Source organism: Acinetobacter sp. YH12235, from assembly GCF_013417705.1.
Lineage (GTDB): Bacteria > Pseudomonadota > Gammaproteobacteria > Pseudomonadales > Moraxellaceae > Acinetobacter.
The window spans coordinates 67832-90230 of the sequence record NZ_VPDL01000004.1 but is presented as its reverse complement, the minus strand read 5'-3'; the positions used below and the strand labels follow the sequence as shown (position 1 = coordinate 90230).

The window sequence follows — 22399 nt, the reverse complement described above, 5'->3', positions numbered from 1 at the left end:
GGCTATTCAAGTGACTCAAATAGAATGCTTCGGTTTCTGTTGTAGAGCTTAGCTACTACTGAATAGAGCGATTATGCTTCGTGTAAGTTATCAGTTTTGGCATGTTGCTGTACCAAGAACCCGCCGGTTTGACGCTGCCATAGCTGCGCATAGATTCCGTTTAAGGCCACCAGTTCATCATGCGTACCTTGCTCGGCAATTTTACCTTGATCCATCACAATCAGACGATCCATCTGCGCAATGGTAGAAAGACGATGCGCAATCGCAATAACCGTTTTGCCTTGCATCAAGTCATCCAGACTATTCTGAATAGCCGCTTCAACCTCAGAATCCAGAGCACTGGTGGCTTCATCCAGAATCAGAATCGGTGCATCTTTCAAGAATACCCGGGAAATGGCAATACGTTGGCGCTGTCCACCAGAAAGCTTCACGCCACGTTCACCTACATAGGCGTCATAGCCTCTACGGCCACGCAAATCAGTCAGATTCGGAATGAATTCTTCTGCTTTGGCCTTGCGTACAGCTTCAAACATTTCTTCATCAGTCGCATCTGGACGACCGTATTTAATATTTTCAGCAACGGTACGATGCAGCAAAGACGTATCCTGAGTGACCAGCGCAATATTTTTACGCAGACTGTCCTGAGTGACATCGGCAATATCCTGGCCATCAATCAGAATACGGCCCTGATTCAGATGATAGAAATGCAGTAACAATTGAATCAGAGTTGATTTACCGGCACCGGAACGACCTACGATGCCGATTTTTTCACCCGGACGAATGGTCAGATTAAACTGGTCAATGACCGGTTTTTCATTATAGGCAAAAGTGACATTATCGAATTTAATCTCACCGTGTTTCAGTTCCAGTTTTTTCGCATCTTCTTTGTCTTGAATATTGATTCGACGACTCAGAGTTTTCATCCCGTCCTGAATAGTACCGACATTTTCAAACAGGGCAGAGGTCTGCCACATCATAAACTCGGCAATACTATTCAGCTTTAATACCATCGCTGTGGTGGCTGCAATAATCCCGAGCTGCGCCTGACCTTGCATCCAGAGCCAGATCGCAGTTCCCAGCACACCTGCATATAGCACAACACTCAGCATCAGAATGCTGATTTCGTATTGAGCGCCCAGACGCATCTGTTTATACACCGTAACCATAAATTCCTGCATGGAGGATTTGGCATACTGACTTTCGCGACCTGCATGCGCAAACAGTTTTACGGTTTGAATATTGGTATAGGCATCAGTCACACGTCCGGTCATGACTGCACGTGCATCCGCTTGTAAGGATGAAATCTTGCTTAATCTTGGAATAAAATAGCAGGCAGCACAGATAAACAGTAATAGCCAGACCATAAGCGGCAAAATAAGTAAGGGTGAAATGGCACCCAAAACAATATTAATTGTGACGAAATAAATCAGCACATAGGCCAACATATCGCCCAAAATGACCCAGAATTCCCGGATCGCCAGCGCCGTTTGCATGACTTTGGCTGATAAACGTCCGGCGAAGTCATTATGGAAGAAGTCCAAACTCTGTTTGAGCAATAAATTATGGAAGCGCCAACGCAGACGCATCGGGAAATTACTGTATAAAATCTGATGCTTGATCAGGGACTGGGCACTGGCAAACAGGATATTGGCCAGCAAGATAATACTTAATAAGGTTAGATTGCTGGCATGTTGATCTAAAAAAGTGTCTGGCTGACTTTGGCTCAACCAGTTCACCAGATCGCCAATTTTTGAATAGAGTAAGGCCTCAAAACTAGCTGCACCTGCGGTACACAACACTAGAATCAGCAAATAACGGCGTACCCCATAAGCTGCCTGCCAGACAAAGGGGAAAAAGCTGGTGGGTAAAGGTTGATTCAGGTTTTTGGTGGGATAGGGGTCTACCAGCCGTTCAAGCCATCGAAACATTAACGTACTCTTATCATGTATTTTCTTTGCGAGGATTATAAAGGATTCTGCTTTTTGAAGTCTGAATTTGAGTGAAATTGCCACAAATGTTTAACTAAATCAAACTTTAGGTTGCAGAGCAGAAACTCATGCCAGATTTATGCCAGCTGATATGAAAACTAAAAATAAGAGCTTGAAATCGTTTTAAATACTGAGAATAAAAAAGCCCGAAATAGAGATTATGTCGGGCTTAAGTTAAGAGGTTAGTTTAAGTGATAATCGGAGATGAAGAACTCGCGTTAAAAGATTCTTTAAAATCACTTCCAGAAGGCGCCTGATAAACTTTCAATCCAAATTCCGGAATAATCGCCAGAATATGGTCCATGATATCTGACTGGATATTCTCATACTCTGCCCAAACCGTCGTATTGGTGAAAGCATAAATTTCCAGTGGCAAACCTTCGCTGGTCGGTTGTAACTGACGCACCATCAATGAGAAATCTTTGGCAATACCCGGATGCTGTTGCAGATAAAATTCCAGATAAGCGCGGAACGTTCCTAAATTGGTCAGACGGCGCTGGTTGTATTGTGAATGATGCTGGAGCTGCTGGTTAAACTTCTCTAGTTCTTCTGATTTGGTATTCAGATATTGATCCAGCAGGATAAAATTTTTCAGCTTGTTCTGTTCTTCAGCCGTCATGAAATGTACGCTGGTTTGATCAATATGAATTGAACGTTTGATCCGGCGGGCACCCGCTTCCTGCATGCCGCGCCAGTTTTTAAAGGTATCAGTCACCAGTTTATTGGTCGGAATCGTGGTCACAGTCTTGTCAAAGTTCTGCACAGTCACTGTATGTAATGACATATCAATGACATCACCATCGGCATTTAGGGTCGGCATTTCAATCCAGTCACCAATACGTACCATGTCATAAGATGAAATCTGAACCGAAGCCACCAGTGACAGAATCGTATTTTGAAAGACCAGCATCAGGACAGCGGCCATCGCACCAAAGCCAGCGAGCAAGGTGAATACATCTTTTTTCAGGAAAGTGCCTAAAATCATCAAGCCACAAACAATGAAGATGATCAGCTTGACCAGCTGTAAATAACCTTTAATCGGCTTGTTGCGTGACTTGGGATTACGCTGATAAATCAGGTTAAAGATATTCAGTAACTCACCGAGTGCCAGAGCAATGGTCAGGAAAATAAACGCCTGAGCACCCATTTGCACAAAGGTTTGCACCTTATCGGATAAATGCGGGACAGTGGTAATCCCGTTCATGATCACGATTGCCGGAACAATATTGGAAATCCGGCGAATCACACTATGTTCAGCAAAAATCTGATTATTGGCAAAGGGCATTTTGGAAATCAGTTGACGAATACCGCGTACGACAATCTGTTTGGCAAACACATTGGCAAGGATGGCCAGTAAAATCACAATACTCAGTGAAGATAACATTTCCAGCCATGGGTACTGATCGGCCCAATCTCGAATATTCTGAATAAAATTAAACTGTTCCAACTGATCTTTCTCTTTAACTCAAAAAATTTGTTAGAGTTTATAGGTTTAAACGCAATTTTTTAATCTTGGATAACCTTTTAAAACATATCTTTCTTAGAGGCTGCAAACTTAATCACTATTCAGGCATTTGTTTTTATTTTATCGGAACAGTATTTTTTTCCTTGAGGTTAATTCAGATTGAATAGATCAATGAAAATTGATTGGTTAATGGCTAGGAAATGTGAAAAATCGATAGAACAGCCTAACTTGGTATTCCTATGCTTCTTTTTAAACTTTAAAAAATTAAAAAAGGTCAGAGTGAATTAAAGAATTTGGTATAGCGTTTATTATGTTAGTTCAACATAACTTAATGTTTATTTTACATTTTATATACTTACTTTTTTTAGGGGATAGTGCTAGGATTAAAATCATATAATCTTAATCATTAAAAATGAAAAATCTTCAAATAGTTATAGCACAAGCTTACATTCCTATGAACTGGAACATATTGAGCAATCAATAAGCCATGAAATTAATAACACTATATTAGAGATAGTGGTTAATGATGAATCTTTTGAAAAAATTGATTGTTACTTGTATTCAAAAAAAGATACGAAAAAATTCTTAAAAGCTCTATACATTATGTAATAGCACTCTTAGAAAGAGCAAAGTATAGGGTAGAAAAAGCTCAGCAAAATAACGTGAGTCCTTTGCATATCTGCTTATACGTGATTAAGAAAATTGAGGGATTTATTGAATATTTACAGACTAAATTTTAGTTATTAGCGCTTTCATTTAAAGCCTGTTATATGAAATCTGAAGTTTCCACATAGGATTTGAATTGAGTGAAATTTGCTATCTATTAAAACAAGAATATGCAAAAGACAAGCTGACATAGACTTAATGAAACAGATTAAAAAAACCGGCAAGTATGCCGGTTTTTTTATTTATGCTTTTCTTTTAAGGAAAATGTGTTTACCACATTAAATCATCAGGAATCACATAAGCTGCATATGGATCTTCTTCATCAGTAGTTTCTTCATTTTTCTCTGAATTATTCACGATGATAAAGCCTTCCATTTTTGAATTGATGCGATCCGCCAGAGCTTTAGGCAGGAAGGCATAACTCTCATTTTCACGTGCAATCACCAGACTGCCAGCGACCAGTGCATTATAAATCTGCTGGTTGATATAAACTTTCTTGATCTTGCTGTCATCAATAAACTGATAACTAATTTCGCCATCCGTATCGCGGATTTTATGCTGGTTAATCATCTGCATGATGGCAGCTTTGAGTTCTTTTTCCTGCAACTGGGCTTTTTTCGCCTGTTCAATGGCTTGGTCTTTAGCCAGCTTTTCCTGTTTGTCCTGCTCAATCTTGGCCTTGATTTCGGCTTCTTTACTGTCACCTGTGCGTTTTTCATGTACAGCCTGTTTAGACAGTTTTTTGGCTTTTTTATTATCGACCAAGCCTGCCTTTAACAATTGTGCCTGTAATGCATTTTTAACCATGAGAATTTCCAGAAATTAGTCGTGTTGATGTCGATAACGTAAATAGATCACCCAATAGGTCAGGCTAAGCAGCAGGCTTAACACTGTAGGGACCAGGAATGCATTTAATTTTAAATAAGGATAAATCCAGCTGGCAAGTATGCCACCCACCAAAAAGCCGGCCAGAATCAGCATATGCAGGATCACTTTACGGGATTCTACTACCAGACCACGCAGGCGATAGCCCATAGCCAGACCTAAATCGGTCAGTACACCAGACAAATGGGTGGTCCGGATAATCGCACCTTTATAGTGGCTGACCATGGCATTTTGTACACCCATCGCGACACAGGCCCATAACAAGGCATAACGCGGGAAATAGGGCAATAACAGCCAGCAAATGAATATAAAAAAAGCCACCAGGCTTAAAGGATAACCATACAGGCGTCCCAAGCGAAAGTGACTATTTCCTAAAATCAGCCCGCTATACATCGAGCCAATCACATAACAGAGCGTAACCAGAATCAGATACAAAATCTGGCGTGGTTGCCAGTCCAGCAGCGCCATCGCCAGCATACTGACGTTACCGGTCATATGTGAAACGGACTGATGCAACACGGTCACCAGTCCTAATACATTAATCATTCCGGCATTTACCGCAAGGAAGAATGCACCCAATTGAACCCACGATGGTAAACGCTGTAATGGCATGGCAATATCATTAGAAAAACATCTTGATTCTTCAATATAAAATCAATCTGTAGCGCGGTCTACTGCTGTTGTAAATAAAACATCGGTAGATGAGTTGAGTGCAGTCTCGGTAGAGTCCTGCAATACACTGATCACCATACCAATTGCCACCACTTGCATTGCGATATCTGAAGAAATCCCGAACAGGCCACAAGCCACGGGAATTAGCAATAGTGAACCACCAGCCACACCTGAAGCACCACACGCAGACACAGTCGCTACGATAGAAAGAATTAGCATAGTAGTGAAGTCAACATTAACACCTAAAGTATTTACTGCAGCTAAAGACAACACGGTAATCGTCACTGATGCACCGGCCATGTTAATTGCTGCACCTAAAGGAATTGCTACGCTTGAAGTAGTCTCTTTCACACCTAAGCGTTTTGCCAAGTCCAGGTTTACCGGAATATTGGCAGCAGAACTGCGGGTAAAGAACGCGGTAATGCCACTTTCACGTAAGCAGGTAAAGACCAGTGGATACGGATTACGACGGGTAATGAAACCGACCATTAACGGGTTAATCACCAAGGCTACAAATACCATGGTACCCAGCAGAACAGCTAATAAATGCGCATAGCTGGTCAAGGTATCTAGGCCCGCTTCAGCAAAAGTCACGGCAACCAGACCAAAAATACCCACTGGCGCAAAGCTGATCACCAGACGAATTACATAATTGATTGCATTGGCAGCGTCATTTAAACAGGTTTTAGTTGTGTGTGATGCATGACGGAAGGCAATTCCTAACGCAATTGACCATGCCAGAATTCCAATAAAATTCGCTTCAGCAATGGCAACCACCGGGTTCGCTACAAAGCTCAGCACCAAATTTTTGAGAATTTCACCTAGGCTGCCTGGCGGCTGTAAATCACCTTGCGCTGCAATATCCAGGAACAATGTGCTTGGAAATAAAATACTGGCGATCACAGCGCTTAATGCTGCCAGGAACATGCCGACAGCATACATCAGCATAATAGGTCTTATCGTTGAATTGGTCTGGCCAACCTGGAAATTTGCAATTGATGCAAGAACCAGAATGAAAACCAGAACTGGCGCGACGGATTTTAGTGCCTTAATAAACAGATCACCCAACAGGCTTAAGGAAGGTGCAGCTTCAGGAAATAACAGAGCCACACCAACGCCTAGAATAATGGCGATGATGATTCGGGAGACTAAACTCAGACGCGATAGGGCAGAAAACATAAGGTTGCCTTGTGAAAATTACGAGGGCTAAATGCGAAAAAAATTTGCGTTATTTTATACTTAAATTAAGGATCGCTTAAAATATATTTTTAGATAATATTTAAGTGACTGAAAATTAATAAATAATTAAGATGGTTTTTTATCTTGATCGTATTATTTCCATACAAAATTCTTAGAAATAGCCAGATTTACTGATTGGTTTTTAATCTTTATTTTTTAAATGAATATAGAATTTAAATCAATCATTTCCAGTTATGTTTCAGTTCAATTCGTTGCATGACAGCATGTCTATCATACAACGAATTAAAAAATCTTAAATCATATAATGTTGAGGCTTCTCGAAGATTTCCGGAGCCAGATCCTGAATTGCCTGAAAATGGGTTAGATAAATCCGGCCACTCAAATGTGTCATGAGTTTGGAGGCTTGCAAGCGGTCGAATACCGGGCCTTTCACTTCTGCAAAGTGCAGGCGAATATTCAGTTTGGATAATTCAGCATTGAGCTCTTCCAGCGTTTCCAAAGCACTCAAGTCAATGGCACTAATACTAGAGCAGTTCAAAATCACATGCTCTAACTTGTCATTTAAACTTAACTGATTAATCAGATAACCTTTAAGAGTATGCGCATTTAAAAAACTTAGGTTTTCATCAATACGCAGAGATAGAACCCGATCAGAAGTCATCACCTGATGACGCTGGATATTCCGGAAATGCTGGGTGCCTTCGACCAGACCCACGACTGCAATATGAGGGCGGCTGATGCGCCATAGCATAAGAATAAAGGTCGAAATAATCCCGACGATTAGACCGGTAGTAATATCCAGTAATACCACACCAAAAAAAGTAATCCACATGGCAATGCCATCAGCTTTGGAATAACGCCAGGCATCGACGAAAGGCTGGAAATTGACCAGTTTCCAGATAGACACAATAATGGTTGCAGCCAGAATGGTCAGCGGCAGATCCTCAAAGAAGCTGGTAAAAAACAGACTAACCACGACAATCAATAAAGAAGACAATACGCCAGCCAAAGGTGTTTTGGCACCAGCGTCAGCATTAACCACCGTACGTGACAGGCTGCCGGTTACAGGAAAGGCGGAGCTGATTCCGGCACTGATATTGGCTACACCGAGCGCAATTAATTCTTGGTTACTGTTTAAATTGCTACGCTGCTGTAGCGCCGTTGCCTGAGCAATAGAGAGAGATTCTACAAAGCTGATCATGGCAATCATGCTGGCACCCGGTAATAAGGTCATCACCAGTTCCCAGTTCCAGTGCGGGAAAGACAAGGGCGGAAAGCCTGAAGGAATTTCTCCGACCGTTTTAATGCCTTGAACTTTTAAATCCAAAAACAGAACGGCAGCAATACCGAGAAAAACCAGAAACAGTGGAACTGCTCGAACCAGAAAATCAGTCGAACCGATCCGACTTTGTATCGCTTGAGATTTTAATAGTTTTGGCAGATAAACCAGTAGGCCGATAGAAAGCAGGCCAAAGATCAGGCTCGGAAGATGCAAAAGTGGCAAATATTCAACCAGGCTTTTCACCAGCTCGGGAATATTATTGGCTTTTAAAGGCAAATCCACCAGAAATTTGAACTGTCCAAAAGCAATCAATAGAGCCGAAGCAATAATAAAACTCTGAATGACTGGATGGCTGATCAGCTGAATCAAAAAGCCAAAACGGAACAGGCCCAAAAGCAGGGAAATAATGCCGACCATCAATGCCAATAAAGTTGCCGCTTCAATATAGACCGGAGAACCTACTTCAAATAAAGGATTCAGTGTGGCAAAGGTCATCATGGAAATGATGGCTACTGGTCCAATCGATAAGGTCGTACTGCCGCCCAATAAGGCATAAATGATCATTGGTAGAATACTGGCATAGAGTCCCATAATCGGTGGCAAACCTGCCAGCATGGCATAGGCCATCCCTTGGGGTACCAGCATCGCGACGACAATCAGGGCAGCCAGTACATCTGATTTTAATTTCACTGGGCTGTACTGACTTAACCATGACCAGGCAGGGAGTCTATTGAGCAGTCTAGACTTAAAATTTGGCATATACAGGTCTAAATCACAAATATAGATATATTATGCACAAATTCTGCTAAGAAGTCTTAGGATATAAATAGGTGATCATTCACATTTTAAAAAATGAATGAGAGGACAAAGGATCAAGGCAAAAGACTTAAAACTCTCAGTAGAGAAAATTTAAATCAGGCAGATCGCTTTAAAATAAAACAGGACGAATGAGGTAAATTGCAGCTTTAAGCGACTGCTTGATTTACACAGTAGATTTGATAAAGCTTTTTTAACATTTCTACCAGGTTCTGGTCTTTGATCGAATAATAGATCTGTTTACCGTCTCGACGGGTATTTACCGCATCGCTTTTACGCAAAATCATGAGCTGCTGAGACAGGGTTGGCTGTCTGATCTCGGTAATCTCTTCAATTTGAGAGACATTCAGTTCATTTTGGGAGAGATGACATAAAATGAGCAGTCGGTCCGTATTGGCCATTAACTTTAAAATACCGACAACCTGTTGAGCTGAATCCCGCATCGCGGCAATTTCAAGATCGGTTTTCATTTACTATGTCCATTTATACAATTACAGCCCGCGAATTATACGACTCGAACAGCATGAATTGATGGATAGAAAGCGTGAATTACTATGGTTTTTAATGAATTGTGTTATCAAGAATAGTTATAATTTACTAATTAAAATATAAGATAATTTTATCGTGTTCCGGTTTTTTAGAAAGAAGATGTTTCATTTCAAACTGCTATCGTGATTCCATCTTGTTTCAGGCATCTACAAAGCCGGAAAATGCTTGTATCATGTAAATACATCTTGGCGAATAACATCAAGGATATTCTAATGACTACAGATTCAGCTTTTCCAACACCTGCCAATTTAGGTATCGCGGTTTATAGCAATAATGCAGAGGCAATTGGTAATACCCCTCTGGTTCGTATCAATCGTGCCATTTCAGGCGGAGCGACTGTACTTGCGAAAATTGAAAGCCGTAACCCGGCATTTTCGGTGAAATGCCGTATTGGCGCAGCCTTGATTGCTGATGCAGAAAAGTCAGGTAAATTGAAGCCGGGTATGCACATTGTTGAGCCAACCAGTGGTAATACCGGTATTGCGCTGGCATTTGTAGCAGCGGCTAAAGGCTATGATATTACCTTAACCATGCCATCCAGCATGAGTATTGAACGCCGTAAAGTGGTGAAAGCATTAGGTGCTAATTTAGTACTGACAGATCCAGCCAAAGGCATGAAAGGCGCGGTGGAAGAAGCACAACGTCTGGTGAATGAAAATCCTGAACTGTATTACCTGCCACAACAGTTTGAAAATCCGGCCAACCCAAAAATCCATGAAGAGACGACCGGTCCTGAAATCTGGGAAGCGACTGGAGGTAATGTCGATATTCTGGTAGCGGGTGTAGGTACAGGCGGTACGATTACCGGTATTTCACGCTTTTTTGAAAAAGTGAAAAACAAGCCGATTTATTCAGTTGCTGTAGAGCCTGCTGAATCTGCCATTATTGGTCAGGCAAAACGTGGTGAGACACTCACTCCAGGACCACATAAAATTCAGGGTATTGGCGCGAACTTTATTCCAAAGAACCTGGATCTGGATCTGGTAGATGAAGTGATTGCCATTACTAGTAGCGATGCAGTGGAATGGGCACGTAAAACTGCGACTCAAGAAGGCATCTTGGTGGGTATTTCAAGTGGTGCTGCAATGGCTGCAGCTGCGCAACTGGCTGCACGTCCTGAAAATGCAGGCAAAAATATCGTGGTGATTCTGCCAGATGGTGGTGAGCGCTATTTATCTTCAATTCTTTTTGAAGATATTTCTGCTGAGTAAATATTTAACAAATTAGTTTCACTAAATCTCGAAAAAGCCTGAAGTCATCTTTGGGCTTTTTTATTGGACTTTATGCCTTCATATAATGAAAGATCAAGAATTTAAACCAGAAGCTTGACCTTCCCATTATGGTAATGTTTAAGCTATAGCATAGGCAGTGAATGGGTGAATGGAGAGTGCAGAATGAATAAACCAGCAACCACACAGTTGTACGAACAGCAGGTACAGATTTCAGGAATGACCTGTGCCTCTTGTGTCGCACGTGTGGAAAAAGCCATAAAGAAAATTGAAGGTGTGGTGGAAGCGAACGTCAATCTCTCCACTGAACAGGCTTTTTTAAAAAGTGAACAACCTATTCCTGCAACGCAACTCGTCAATGCTATCAATAAAATCGGTTTTGAAGCCGTGATCCAGCAGTTTGATTTAAATATTGAAGGCATGACCTGTGCCTCTTGTGTAGCTCGTGTTGAAAAAGCCTTGAAAAAAGTCGATCAGGTACTGGATGCGCAGGTTAATCTGGCAACCGAAAAAGCTCACGTCACTGCAATTCGTCCTCTCGCTGTTTCCCAACTGGTTAAGGCGGTACAAAAGGCCGGCTTTGATATTCAAACCGACCGAATTGAACTGGCTATTGAAGGAATGACCTGTGCCTCCTGTGTGGCACGTGTAGAAAAGGCTTTATTAAAAGTCGATCAGGTAAGTGAAGCACACGTCAATCTCGCCACTGAAACAGCTTCGGTCAAGGCGCCGCGTAGTCAGCTTCCAGCTTTAATTGCTGCTGTCAAAAAAGCTGGCTATAACGCCCATGAAAAATTAGATACACAGGCTACCGATGCCCAGACGGCATTTCAGGAAAAGAAAACCGCTGAAACTGAACAGCTAAAACGTGACTTATGGTTAGCACTAATTCTGGCTGTTCCGGTGTTTATTCTGGAAATGGGTTCACATCTGATTCCGGCTTTTCATCACTGGATTGCACATACGCTAGGTACCCAAAACAGCTGGTATATCCAGTTTGTACTGACGACTCTGGTTTTGCTGATTCCAGGACGGCGGTTTTATCAGCATGGGATTCCGGCATTGTTGCGACTGGCACCCGATATGAATTCTCTGGTTGCCGTGGGAACAATAGCCGCTTATGGATTTTCCTGTATTTCCACTTTCTTTCCGCAATTATTGCCGCAAAGCACTGTACATGTGTATTTCGAAGCGGCGGCTGTGATTGTTGCCTTGATCTTACTGGGACGTTATCTGGAAGCTCGAGCCAAAGGTAAAACCTCTGAAGCGATTCAATATCTGGTTGGCTTGCAGCCAAAAACTGCTCGAGTACAGCAAAATGGAACCTGGGTTGATCTGAAAATTGCTGATGTACAGCAGGGCATGCTGATCGAGATTCGTCCGGGTGAGAAAGTCGCAGTTGATGGTGAAGTCGTTTCTGGTCAAAGTTATATCGATGAAGCGATGATCAGCGGTGAACCTTTAGCCGTGGCTAAACAGGCTGGAGATCGGGTGATTGGCGGAACGGTAAATCAGAATGGCACCTTGCAGATCAAGGCGACAGCAGTCGGACAAGATTCAGTTCTAGCTCAGATTATTCATATGGTGGAACAGGCACAAGGCGCAAAACTTCCCATTCAGGCGGCAGTCGATAAAGTGACCTTATGGTTTGTACCGGCTGTGATGCTGCTCGCGACTTTGACTTTTATTGTCTGGTTCCTGTTGGGTCCTGAACCGAATCTGACTTATGCACTGGTCAATGCTGTTGCAGTACTGATTATTGCCTGTCCTTGTGCAATGGGCCTGGCTACGCCAACATCTATTATGGTCGGCACCGGCCGGGCAGCAGAGCTGGGTATCTTGTTCCGTAAAGGCGAAGCATTGCAACTCTTGCAGCAAACCAGAGTTGTGGCGGTGGATAAAACCGGAACCTTAACTGAAGGGAAACCAGCCCTAACCGATTTTGCAGTGACATCTGGTTTTGAGCAGCAAATAGTATTGCAAATGGTCGCAGCAGTGGAAGCCAAATCCGAACATCCCATTGCTCATGCGATTGTGGAAGCTGCGAAAGCACAACAGTTGCAACTACCTGAAGTCAGTGATTTTGATTCAATCACTGGTGCAGGCGTGAAAGCTCAAGTTTCAGGTCAGCAAATTCATATTGGCGCAGAACGCCTGATGCAGCAATTGGGCTTAAGTGTCGATATTTTTAAAGAGAAAGCACAACAGTTAGGCGAGCAGGGACGCACGCCTTTATATGTCGCGATAGATCAGCAGTTGGCTGCCATTATTGCTGTGGCTGATCCGATTAAAGCCACAACCTATAGTGCGATTCAGGCCTTACATGATCAAGGCTTAAAGATTGCCATGATTACCGGTGATAACCAGCATACTGCACAGGCCATTGCCAGACAGTTGAAGATTGATCATGTCATTGCTGAAGTTCTGCCTAATGAAAAAGTCGATGCGGTACGCCAACTCCAACAGCAACATGGCATCGTCACTTTTGTCGGTGACGGGATTAATGATGCACCTGCTTTGGCTCAGGCCGATGTTGGAATGGCAATAGGAACTGGTACGGATGTCGCAATCGAAGCAGCAGACGTGGTGCTGATGTCTGGAAATTTACAGCATGTGGCAACCGGTATTGGCCTGAGTCAGGCGACCATGCGCAATATCAAACAGAACCTGTTCTGGGCCTTTGTCTATAATATTGCCTTGATTCCGATTGCTGCCGGTCTGTTGTATCCATTCTTCGGTATTTTGTTATCACCGATGTTTGCAGCAGGCGCGATGGCATTATCCTCAGTTTTTGTGGTCAGCAATGCGCTTCGTTTAAAGACTTATCAGCCGATCCAGTTGAAGGAGGCAGTGTAATGAATATTGGACAGGCCGCGAAACGCTCCGGGATCTCGGCCAAAATGATCCGTTATTATGAAGATATCGGTTTATTACCCAATCCTAAACGTAGCGATTCGGGTTATCGTATCTATAGTGACGATGACATCAAGACTTTAAGTTTTATTCAGCATGCGCGTGAACTGGGTTTTTCTTCTGAACAGATGAAAGAATTGCTCGGCCTGTGGCTGAACGATGCCAGACACAGCAGTGATGTCAAACAGTTGGCGCAAAAGCATATCGAGTTACTGCAACAGAAAATTGCGGACATGCAAAATATGATGAAAATTTTGCAGCAATCGGTTGCACAGTGTGCTGGAGATGAGCAATCTGACTGTCAGATTCTGAAACAGATTGAGCAGGGTGTGTCACATGGGAAAACTGCACATACGGCTATCAAAGCAGATCAATAGCCTTGAATTAAAATTCGCTTAACCCAAATTTAAACTGATCAAAGGGAGATCAAGATGAAATTCCGTATTGAAAATATGACTTGTGGTGGTTGTGCACGTAGTGTGACGGCAACCATTCAGGAGCTGGATGAAAATGCTAAAGTAGATGTTGATGTGGTCAGCAAAATGGTGGAAGTTGAATCGAGTGCAAGCGAATCTGAGATTATCGCGGCATTAACTGAAGATGGCTTCCCGCCTGAAACTATGGCTTGATATTTGCCATTTAAAAAATAATTCTAAAATGCCTAATCATGATTAGGCATTTTTTATGAAACTGCCGATATTTTATCTGGCGTCATCAATGCCTGATTAATATATAGCTTAATCAGGCGTTCACGTGAACCAATCGCTTTTTGATAACTGGTCGAATTTAATAATAATGAAGCGCCATAAGTGACTGTCCAGATATAAGATAAATAATCCCGGATTGACATGGCACTGTCTAAAGATACCAGATAATCATGGGTCATATCTTTAATGCGGATAATCCGTTCTTCACGAATACGATAGAGTTCCTGAAATAACTCTTTCAGGTTTTTTTCATTATTGGTTAAACGCTCTTCAATAACATGCAGCAAAATAGTCCGGTTTGAATTGAGCATGTGATAAAGCATATATTGCGAAACATAATTTTTAATATCGTTATTATATTTATCGGAAATTGCCAGAATTCTTTTTTCATTCAGAATGATGAGTTCTAAATATAACTGGTTCTTGCTTTTAAAATGCTTGTAGATGGTTCCTTTGGCGATGTCCAGTTCTTCAGCAAGTTCACTCAAGGTGATGTCCTGATTATTATCAAGCAGTAGACTTTCCGCCATGCTCAGGATCTTCTCTTTACGAAGAAGGAAGTTCTGCTGTCTTACAGTCGTCATCTTCTTGACTCATCATTTTCGAAAAGGAACCTACTAAGAATATGCTATTTTCACAGGTATAGCTATAAAACTAAGGTCGTGATATTTATCTAAATTTGTATATTTATTCAACATTTCTTGTAGAAAAAAGTCATATACAGCTGCGCTAAAAATATTGTCAAGAAAATTGAACCCTTGAGATCAACTTTGCTAAATAAAATTCCATTTTCAATATATTTGATTTATGGTTTTAGGGCATAAAGCTGAATCATATTTTCGTTTTAAACCCAGACCAGACAAGGTTTAGCGAAGTGAAGCCAGAGTCATTTTAACAGCTTAAATTTTTCATTCATCAATGGATTTAAGTTTTAATGATTCAGTAAATACCAGAGGTATAAAGTTTTTGATTTTAAATTTTATATCGCTAATTTATGTCAATGAATTCATCGCCAGATTAATTCGATATGATGATTTTTGAATGACATGCATGGATTCGAGCAAAAATCCTCAAAATATTTTCTCGAATCCATAATGAAAAAATACTCAGTAACAGAATTGAGTATCACCAGTGAAGGAATATGAAAATGCCTATTTATAATGCGCCGCTAAAAGACATGGAATTTATTTTAAATGATGTGTTTCAGGCCGAACAATTTTGGCAAGACAATGAAAATCTTGCACATTTAGATATGGCAACTGCAAATGCAATTCTGGAGGAGATGGCCAAGTTTTCCAAGAATGTGATTCTTGATCTGAACCGCCCTGCAGATGAAGAAGGTGGTGCTCAGTTTAGTAATGGTGAAGTCAAAACACCTGCAGGCTTTAAAGAAGCTTTCAAACAGTTTGCCGAAGGTGGCTGGGTGGGGCTGGGCGCGCCTGAAGAATGGGGCGGTCAGGGCATGCCAAAAATGCTGACTGTACTTGCAGACGAAATGATCTGGAGTACCAATCCCTCTTTCATGCTTTACCCGCTGTTAACCGTGGGGGCTGGCATGGCGATCAATGACCGTGCTTCGCAGGAACAGAAAGAAACCTATCTGCCAAAATTCTATACGGGTGAATGGTCAGGCACGATGTGTTTAACTGAGCCGCATTCAGGGACAGATCTGGGCATTATCAAAACCAAGGCTGAACCAAACGAAGATGGTTCATATAACATTACCGGGACCAAAATCTTCATTACTAGCGGTGAGCATGATCTGAGTGAAAATATCATTCACCTGGTACTGGCCAAAACACCGAACGCGCCAGCAGGTTCACGAGGTATTTCTCTGTTTATTGTCCCAAAATTCCTGGTTAATGCCGATGGTTCCCTGGGTGAGCGCAATGCGGTCGCTGCCGGTTCGATCGAACATAAGATGGGTATTAAAGGCTCGGCAACCTGTGTCATGAACTTTGATGGTGCCAAAGGCTATATGGTGGGTAATGAAAATGAAGGTCTGGCGGGCATGTTCGTGATGATGAACTATGAACGTTTGTCGATGGGGATTCAAGGCATTGGCGCGGCAGAATTTGCTTATCAGAATGCCGCACAATATGCGACCGACCGTTTACAGGGCCGTGCATCAACCGGTGCTAAATCACCAGAAAAACCAGCCGATTCAATTCTGGTACATGGTGATGTACGCCGTATGTTGCTGAATGTGCGTGCCAATAATGAAGCTTCTCGTGCTTTCGCAGTCTATGTCGGCCAGCAGCTGGATATTACCAAATACTCCACCGACCCTGAGGCGGTACGTAAAGCAACTGATCGTGTGGCTTTATTAACGCCTATTGCCAAAGCTTACCTCACCGATAAAGCACTGGATGCTGCACTTGAAGCACAAATGTGCTTCGGTGGTCATGGCTATATCCGTGAATGGGGCATGGAACAATGTATCCGTGACCTGCGCATTTCACAGATCTATGAGGGGACCAATGGGGTGCAGGCAATTGACCTGATTGGCCGTAAAACTACGAAATGTAAAGGTGCATATATTGCAGAGTATATTGCAGAAATCCGTGAATTTGCCCAAAGTCTAGATGATGCCTTAACGATTAAAAAGGCAACCTTAGATACCTGTCAGCAACTGGAAGATATTACCAATTTTATTGTTGAGCAGTCTCAGCAGAATCCTGATTTCGCCAACTCCATTGCTGTTGATTATCTGCACGCCGTAGGTTTGTTGAGCTTCGTCTATATGTATGCGCGTATCAGTAAAGCGGCGGCTACCAAAGAAGAAAGCTATTTCCAGAATAAACTGGTACTGGCTAATTACTATATTGCTAAAGTACTCCCGGATTTGAGTGCGAGAATTCAACGTATTCAGGCAGGTGCGGAGCTGGTGATGCAATTGCCAGAAGAATATTTCACTGCACAGGCCTAAACCCGCAAATATTGCGAAGGACGAACACTGTAGAGCTATTACTTTGCAGTGTTGATAACAATGATGTTAAAGGATGAGATTAGAATGATTGTAATTGTAGAAGCTGTACGTACCGCAATGGGCGGTTTTCAAGGCTCACTTTCAAGCTGTACGGCACCAGATTTGGGTGCTGTAGCGATCAAGGAAGCGGTAGCGCGTGCAGGTCTGGCAGCCAATGATATTGATGAAGTGATTATGGGCTGCGTTCTTCCTGCCGGTTTAAAACAGGGTCCGGCACGTCAGGCCATGCGTCAGGCGGGTCTACCGGATTCCACCGGGGCGACCACGATTAATAAAATTTGTGGTTCAGGCATGAAGGCGGTGATGCAAGCAGCAGACGCAATCAAGGCCGGTTCAGCAGAGATTGTGGTTGCAGGTGGTATGGAATCGATGTCAAACGCACCCTATTTAATGGACAAGGCACGGGCCGGATTCCGTATGGGGCATGGAAAAGTCATTGACCATATGTTCCAGGAAGGTCTGGAAGATGCGGAAACAGGTCTGTCGATGGGAATCCTTGCTCAGGAAATGGCAGATAAAAAGGGCTATACCCGTGAGCAGCAGGATGCCTATGCGATTGGCTCATTAAATAAAGCCGTGACAGCGGTGCAGCAAGGTTTCTTTAAAGATGAAATCGTACCGGTCACTGTCAGTAGCCGTAAAGGCGATGTCGTGGTAGAACAGGATGAACAGCCTTTAAATGCCAAGGCTGACAAAATTCCAACCTTACGTCCAGCTTTCAAAAAGGATGGAACAATTACTGCGGCAAATGCCAGTTCAATTTCCGATGGTGCTTCAGCACTGGTCGTAACATCGAGCGAGATTGCAGCACAGCGTAACCTGAAACCTCTAGCGAATATTCTGGCTTATGCCAGCCATTCGCAGCATCCATCAGAATTCACCATTGCACCAGTGGGCGCGATTGAAAAAGTCTTGCAAAAAACGGGTTGGGATGCTCAGGACGTAGACCTTTGGGAAATTAATGAAGCTTTTGCCATGGTAACCATGTTAGCAATAGATGCTTTTAAACTTGATCCAGCAAAAGTGAACGTCAATGGCGGTGCCTGTGCGCTTGGTCATCCCCTAGGTTCTTCCGGTTCCCGAATTATTGTGAGCTTGATTCATGCCTTAAAGCGTACTGGTGGCAAGAAAGGCATTGCAGCACTGTGTATTGGCGGTGGGGAAGCAACAGCGATTGCTGTAGAACTGATTTAAGTCTTTTCATAATTGCATGATCATATGCTTAAAGTAGCAAACTTAAATATTTTTTGAATTAGACCACAATGCTTCTGGTACGCCAGGAGCAGGCGTCTCTTTATTTTTAATTTTTGAGAATTTTTATGAACGGTTTAGAGCGTATTCGTTTGCTCGCATTACAAGATAAAGTAGTACCTGTAGAAAAAGCACTACAATTGATTCAAGATGGTGATGTAATTGGTTTGAGCGGTTTTGGCGGCGCCGGTGAAGCGAAAACTGTGCCTTTGGCATTGGCTGAATATGCCCGGCAGCATCCGATCCATATTACCTTGGCGACAGGTGCAAGTCTGGGGAACCGGATTGATGGGAAACTGAATGAAGCTAACGTTATAATCCGCCGTTATCCTTATCAGGCTGATCCTTCTTTACGTCAGGCCATCAATAATGGTGAAGTGATGTATATCGATCAGCATCTTTCTGAACTGGCAGACAATATCCGTCATAAAAACCTGCCGGCGATTAATGTAGCTATAATTGCCGCAACGGCCATTACTGAAGATGGCCAGATTATTCCGACCGGTTCTTGTGGAAACTCGGCGAATTTCATCGAAATGGCAGATCGGGTCATTGTTGAAATTGATACAACAGTTAATCCGGTGCTAGAAGGCGTACATGATATTTATTTGCCTAAAACCCGTCCAAACCGTGGTCCGATTCCTTTGACGCAAGCCAGTGACAAGATAGGTACAATCGGAATCCATGTTGCACCTGAAAAAATTGCTGCGATTGTCATTAATGAGATTCCGGATACTTCTTTCGCAATGGATGAGCCGGATGAAGAAACACTGGCGATTGCCAGCCACTTAATTCAATTCTTTGAAAATGAAGTCGCCGCAGGACGATTACCTGAAAATCTGGGGCCGCTGCAGTCCGGAGTAGGTTCCGTGGCAAATGCCGTATTTGCAGGTTTTGAACATTCTAATTTCAATAATCTTGAAATGTATTCTGAAGTCCTGCAAGACTGTACTTTCCAGCTTATCGATTCAGGAAAAATGACCTTTGCTTCTGGTTGTTCCATGACCCTGAGCGATGAATGTGCGGCACGGGTGATGAAGAATTTTGATCAGTACAAAGATAAAATTGTCTTACGCCCGCAAGAACTTTCCAACAACCCTGAGCTGATTCGCCGTCTGGGTATAATTGCAATCAATACCGCACTGGAGTTTGATATTTACGGGAATGTGAATTCAACCCATGTCGCTGGCACCAAGATGATGAATGGTATTGGCGGCTCAGGTGATTTTACCCGTCATGCACATATTGCGATTTTTGTGACTAAATCCTATGCCAAAGGTGGTGCGATTTCGTCTGTGGTTCCACTGGTGAGCCATACAGATCATACTGACCATGACGTGGATATTCTGGTAACAGAGCAAGGTTTGGCCGATCTGCGCGGATTGGCACCACGTGAACGTGCCCGCAAGATTATCGATATTTGTGCTCATCCCGATTATCGTAAAAGTCTGAATGATTACTTTGAGCGCGCCTGTGCGCATGGTGGGCAAACACCGCATTTGTTAAATGAAGCTTTGTCCTGGCATGCCCAGTTTGAAGAAACCGGTTCAATGAAAATTGCTTAGTTCTCTTTCTTAAAATAAGCCCAAAATAAAGCCTGTGAATCACGGGCTTTATTTATTGTACTAGATAAATATTTTAGTTCTGAATCAGACGTGGGTTATTAAAGACTTTATCCAAGATATGCCGATGAATGAAACGCAGTTTATCTTTCACAGCTTCAGTCAGCTTAAAGGGGTAAGCATCTTCCAGACCCATACTGCGGTTTAAGGCATTCAAATTAAAAGTCAGGGTGACCCAGTTTTCCAGGATATGTTCAAAATCCTGTCCACCAATCGGGCATTCTTTAAAGTCCATACTGGCTAGATTTCGGCCATTACCTTCCACGCGTAGACCGGCATAAAATGCAGTTTCCAGTGTTTCCATGATATGCAGATAATGTGACCAGGTTTCAGCCCAATCTTCCCACGGGTGTGCAGTGGCATAGGGACTAATATATTTTTCATGCCAGTTGATAGGCGCACCTTGATTATAGTGCCTCTCTAGTGCTTCACTATAATTTTGCCGCTCATCTCCAAAATAATGGCGAAGTTCATCGAGTAATTCCGGATGTAGATGCTGGATGACATTAAAATAAAAATGCCCACTTTCATGACGAAAATGCCCTAATAATGTCCTGTAATTTTCACCCATATTGACCCGGGTGGTTTCACGATAAACCACATCGGCCTCGAAAGCATTTAAGGTAATCACCCCATTGGCATGGCCGGTAAGTACTGGCTTGTCTTTTTCAGGAAGAAGAAAATCAAAACGCAAACCTAATGGATCATCATCCGAATGTTTTGGACGAGGCATAATGTTCATACGTTGGGTCAGATATAGAAACCGGCGTTTGGCTTCCTCAAGCCGATACCAGTAAATCATGTTTTCGGCATTTTCCAGATTTGGAATTACATGAGTCAGCTGGCAGGATTCGCAAAAATCTTCCTCGTCATCTACGGGGATCATCCAGTTACATACCTGATAATGGGTATAGTTATAACAAGGTTTATAACGGGAATATTGATACTTCTCGGCAACGGGAACCCACTCCTGAGCATTCAGCTTTTTAAATGTCGTCATTTCTTTTTCGGATGCGATATAGCCGATAGACGAAAGGCAGTGATCACATACGAATTTGGCGAAAAAGATCTGCTGTTCGCAAACTGGACATTCAAAATACTTCATCGATACTCCCTGCAAAATGAATGAATTACAATGAATTACTGAAACTCTATAATTTATATTCAGATTGCATTGCGGAATTTTATCCTGTTTAAAAATTCATCATAAAAATTTCTTAAAAAACACTATGTTGATTAATTGTAAAATGCGTGTGATCAATTATTCATTAAATTATAGTTTAGTGACTGTTTATAGACGAAAAGCTGACAGAAATAAAAAAACCGATGAACTGACTTATGTATTTTTTTCTTAAATAAAAACGAGAGTATCAATTTAAAAAAACTGAATAATGCAAACTATAAAAAAATTAGAGATCAAAAATTATTGAAAAAAATTGATTGAATAGCGTTTTTCATAAGACCTAATTGGTATATATTTTCCTCAATGTTAAAACATACATCGTGCAGAAAAATAAATTATTTTTCATTTTATAGTTCTGCTTTTGGGGTATTAAAATATGATGAAGATAAGAAAAGCCACTGTTCAGGACACACTAGCAATTGCGAACGTCATTGCCCCATTTGTTGATGTCTTGATTTCTAGTGAAGAGGGACGCAAGCGTTTTCAACCTGAAATTCTTCAGACCATTTTTGATCGAGCTGATATTCATTATTTTGTTGGAGAAATTAATCAAAAAATTGTGGGCGTGGTGGCCTATATGGAACCTGCACACTTCATGCACTTTTTTCTGGATCCAGCTTATCAGGGGCAGGGATATGGACGACAAATGTGGAATTTTTTAGAAGAACAAATCTGTAATCAAGGGCATCAAAGGATCACAGTCAAATCCAGTTTATATGGCTTCAATATTTATAAAAAATTTGGTTTTGTAGAAACAGGTGAACTTACTCATGAACATGGCATTCGCTTTATTCCAATGGAAAAAGTTTATTCTGATGAAACATCTTCAGTCTCTTAAAATAGAAGAGCCGTTTATTATAAGTTAATCAAAGATCAGGAGTTATTTTCTTATTAGCATAGTTGGAATCTGAGAAATCAATTTTATCCCTGTCAAATTGATAAATTTTAATTATTTTTAAATTAGAAAATTAAACTTTTAGCT

Annotated in this window: 17 protein-coding genes and 1 pseudogene; 9 read left to right on the top strand and 9 right to left on the bottom strand. The window is 42.0% G+C overall.

Features of this window, described 5'->3' with window-relative positions:
* Nucleotides 1-71 precede the first annotated feature (71 nt).
* Both FTV13_RS03495 and FTV13_RS03490 read right to left on the bottom strand, forming a co-directional pair.
* Nucleotides 72-1928, bottom strand: coding sequence for an ABC transporter ATP-binding protein (locus FTV13_RS03495; RefSeq protein ID WP_180011005.1), 1857 nt, complete (start codon nucleotides 1926-1928; stop codon nucleotides 72-74).
* A 247-nt stretch (nucleotides 1929-2175) separates the two neighbouring features.
* Nucleotides 2176-3435, bottom strand: coding sequence for a mechanosensitive ion channel family protein (locus tag FTV13_RS03490; RefSeq protein WP_125278616.1), 1260 nt, complete (start codon nucleotides 3433-3435; stop codon nucleotides 2176-2178).
* 430 nt (nucleotides 3436-3865) lie between these two features.
* On the opposite strand from FTV13_RS03490, the pseudogene FTV13_RS15825 reads away from it, so the two are divergent.
* Nucleotides 3866-4193, top strand: a pseudogene (locus FTV13_RS15825) (hypothetical protein).
* 196 nt (nucleotides 4194-4389) lie between these two features.
* Here FTV13_RS15825 and FTV13_RS03485 read toward each other — a convergent pair.
* The 5 genes from FTV13_RS03485 to FTV13_RS03465 all read right to left on the bottom strand — a co-directional run bounded on the left by FTV13_RS03485 (nucleotide 4390) and on the right by FTV13_RS03465 (nucleotide 9444).
* The gene (locus FTV13_RS03485) at nucleotides 4390-4926 is read right to left on the bottom strand and encodes a DUF2058 domain-containing protein (RefSeq protein ID WP_104426088.1); all 537 of its coding nucleotides are present in this window, start codon (nucleotides 4924-4926) and stop codon (nucleotides 4390-4392) included.
* A 15-nt stretch (nucleotides 4927-4941) separates the two neighbouring features.
* Nucleotides 4942-5616: a YoaK family protein gene (locus FTV13_RS03480; RefSeq protein ID WP_104426089.1), complete on the bottom strand. Its 675-nt coding sequence runs from the start codon at nucleotides 5614-5616 to the stop codon at nucleotides 4942-4944.
* Between the two features lie 42 nt (nucleotides 5617-5658).
* Nucleotides 5659-6855: a serine/threonine transporter SstT gene (sstT, locus tag FTV13_RS03475; protein ID WP_004785593.1), complete on the bottom strand. Its 1197-nt coding sequence runs from the start codon at nucleotides 6853-6855 to the stop codon at nucleotides 5659-5661.
* Between the two features lie 313 nt (nucleotides 6856-7168).
* Nucleotides 7169-8917, bottom strand: a complete 1749-nt coding sequence (locus FTV13_RS03470) for a SulP family inorganic anion transporter (RefSeq protein WP_180011003.1) — start codon at nucleotides 8915-8917, stop codon at nucleotides 7169-7171.
* 206 nt (nucleotides 8918-9123) lie between these two features.
* Nucleotides 9124-9444, bottom strand: a complete 321-nt coding sequence (locus tag FTV13_RS03465; RefSeq protein ID WP_179992606.1) for a metalloregulator ArsR/SmtB family transcription factor — start codon at nucleotides 9442-9444, stop codon at nucleotides 9124-9126.
* 291 nt (nucleotides 9445-9735) lie between these two features.
* Between FTV13_RS03465 and cysK the strand changes: the two genes are divergently transcribed.
* The 4 genes from cysK to FTV13_RS03445 all read left to right on the top strand — a co-directional run bounded on the left by cysK (nucleotide 9736) and on the right by FTV13_RS03445 (nucleotide 14294).
* Entirely contained in the window at nucleotides 9736-10734 is a 999-nt protein-coding gene (cysK, locus tag FTV13_RS03460; RefSeq protein ID WP_004785600.1) for a cysteine synthase A, read from the top strand.
* A 183-nt stretch (nucleotides 10735-10917) separates the two neighbouring features.
* On the top strand, nucleotides 10918-13608 hold the full coding sequence (locus FTV13_RS03455; protein WP_180011001.1) for a heavy metal translocating P-type ATPase: 2691 nt from the start codon (nucleotides 10918-10920) through the stop codon (nucleotides 13606-13608).
* On the top strand, nucleotides 13608-14042 hold the full coding sequence (gene cueR, locus FTV13_RS03450) for a Cu(I)-responsive transcriptional regulator (protein ID WP_159122916.1): 435 nt from the start codon (nucleotides 13608-13610) through the stop codon (nucleotides 14040-14042). Before FTV13_RS03455 ends, cueR begins: the two co-directional genes overlap by 1 nt.
* A gap of 54 nt (nucleotides 14043-14096) precedes the next feature.
* Nucleotides 14097-14294, top strand: coding sequence for a heavy-metal-associated domain-containing protein (locus FTV13_RS03445; RefSeq protein WP_034704558.1), 198 nt, complete (start codon nucleotides 14097-14099; stop codon nucleotides 14292-14294).
* Between the two features lie 53 nt (nucleotides 14295-14347).
* On the opposite strand, the gene FTV13_RS03440 is transcribed toward FTV13_RS03445, so the two are convergent.
* Nucleotides 14348-14956 (bottom strand): TetR/AcrR family transcriptional regulator, encoded by a 609-nt coding sequence (locus tag FTV13_RS03440; protein ID WP_005235816.1) that lies wholly within the window; start codon nucleotides 14954-14956, stop codon nucleotides 14348-14350.
* Between the two features lie 563 nt (nucleotides 14957-15519).
* Here FTV13_RS03440 and FTV13_RS03435 point away from each other — a divergent pair.
* The 3 genes from FTV13_RS03435 to FTV13_RS03425 all read left to right on the top strand — a co-directional run bounded on the left by FTV13_RS03435 (nucleotide 15520) and on the right by FTV13_RS03425 (nucleotide 20177).
* Nucleotides 15520-17301, top strand: a complete 1782-nt coding sequence (locus FTV13_RS03435) for an acyl-CoA dehydrogenase C-terminal domain-containing protein (RefSeq protein WP_180010999.1) — start codon at nucleotides 15520-15522, stop codon at nucleotides 17299-17301.
* 78 nt (nucleotides 17302-17379) lie between these two features.
* Nucleotides 17380-18555: a thiolase family protein gene (locus FTV13_RS03430; protein ID WP_180011048.1), complete on the top strand. Its 1176-nt coding sequence runs from the start codon at nucleotides 17380-17382 to the stop codon at nucleotides 18553-18555.
* Nucleotides 18556-18680: 125 nt separating this feature from the next.
* Nucleotides 18681-20177: a succinate CoA transferase gene (locus FTV13_RS03425; protein ID WP_180010997.1), complete on the top strand. Its 1497-nt coding sequence runs from the start codon at nucleotides 18681-18683 to the stop codon at nucleotides 20175-20177.
* 73 nt (nucleotides 20178-20250) lie between these two features.
* Here FTV13_RS03425 and FTV13_RS03420 read toward each other — a convergent pair whose 3' ends face one another.
* The gene (locus FTV13_RS03420; protein WP_180010995.1) at nucleotides 20251-21339 is read right to left on the bottom strand and encodes a putative zinc-binding metallopeptidase; all 1089 of its coding nucleotides are present in this window, start codon (nucleotides 21337-21339) and stop codon (nucleotides 20251-20253) included.
* Between the two features lie 457 nt (nucleotides 21340-21796).
* Between FTV13_RS03420 and FTV13_RS03415 the strand changes: the two genes are divergently transcribed.
* A complete protein-coding gene (locus FTV13_RS03415; RefSeq protein WP_179992616.1) occupies nucleotides 21797-22255 on the top strand; it encodes a GNAT family N-acetyltransferase in 459 nt (152 codons plus the stop codon).
* Nucleotides 22256-22399: the final 144 nt, after the last annotated feature.

Excerpts from the sequence above, each read along its gene's own strand:
- FTV13_RS03495 (WP_180011005.1), bottom strand. The coding sequence starts at position 1,928 with ATGTTTCGATGGCTTGAACGGCTGGTAGACCCCTATCCCACCAAAAAC.
- FTV13_RS03485 (WP_104426088.1), bottom strand. The coding sequence starts at position 4,926 with ATGGTTAAAAATGCATTACAGGCACAATTGTTAAAGGCAGGCTTGGTC.
- FTV13_RS03480 (WP_104426089.1), bottom strand. The coding sequence starts at position 5,616 with ATGCCATTACAGCGTTTACCATCGTGGGTTCAATTGGGTGCATTCTTC.
- sstT (WP_004785593.1), bottom strand. The coding sequence starts at position 6,855 with ATGTTTTCTGCCCTATCGCGTCTGAGTTTAGTCTCCCGAATCATCATC.
- FTV13_RS03470 (WP_180011003.1), bottom strand. The coding sequence starts at position 8,917 with ATGCCAAATTTTAAGTCTAGACTGCTCAATAGACTCCCTGCCTGGTCA.
- FTV13_RS03465 (WP_179992606.1), bottom strand. The coding sequence starts at position 9,444 with ATGAAAACCGATCTTGAAATTGCCGCGATGCGGGATTCAGCTCAACAG.
- cysK (WP_004785600.1), top strand. The coding sequence starts at position 9,736 with ATGACTACAGATTCAGCTTTTCCAACACCTGCCAATTTAGGTATCGCG.
- FTV13_RS03455 (WP_180011001.1), top strand. The coding sequence starts at position 10,918 with ATGAATAAACCAGCAACCACACAGTTGTACGAACAGCAGGTACAGATT.
- cueR (WP_159122916.1), top strand. The coding sequence starts at position 13,608 with ATGAATATTGGACAGGCCGCGAAACGCTCCGGGATCTCGGCCAAAATG.
- FTV13_RS03445 (WP_034704558.1), top strand. The coding sequence starts at position 14,097 with ATGAAATTCCGTATTGAAAATATGACTTGTGGTGGTTGTGCACGTAGT.
- FTV13_RS03440 (WP_005235816.1), bottom strand. The coding sequence starts at position 14,956 with ATGACGACTGTAAGACAGCAGAACTTCCTTCTTCGTAAAGAGAAGATC.
- FTV13_RS03435 (WP_180010999.1), top strand. The coding sequence starts at position 15,520 with ATGCCTATTTATAATGCGCCGCTAAAAGACATGGAATTTATTTTAAAT.
- FTV13_RS03425 (WP_180010997.1), top strand. The coding sequence starts at position 18,681 with ATGAACGGTTTAGAGCGTATTCGTTTGCTCGCATTACAAGATAAAGTA.
- FTV13_RS03420 (WP_180010995.1), bottom strand. The coding sequence starts at position 21,339 with ATGAAGTATTTTGAATGTCCAGTTTGCGAACAGCAGATCTTTTTCGCC.
- FTV13_RS03415 (WP_179992616.1), top strand. The coding sequence starts at position 21,797 with ATGAAGATAAGAAAAGCCACTGTTCAGGACACACTAGCAATTGCGAAC.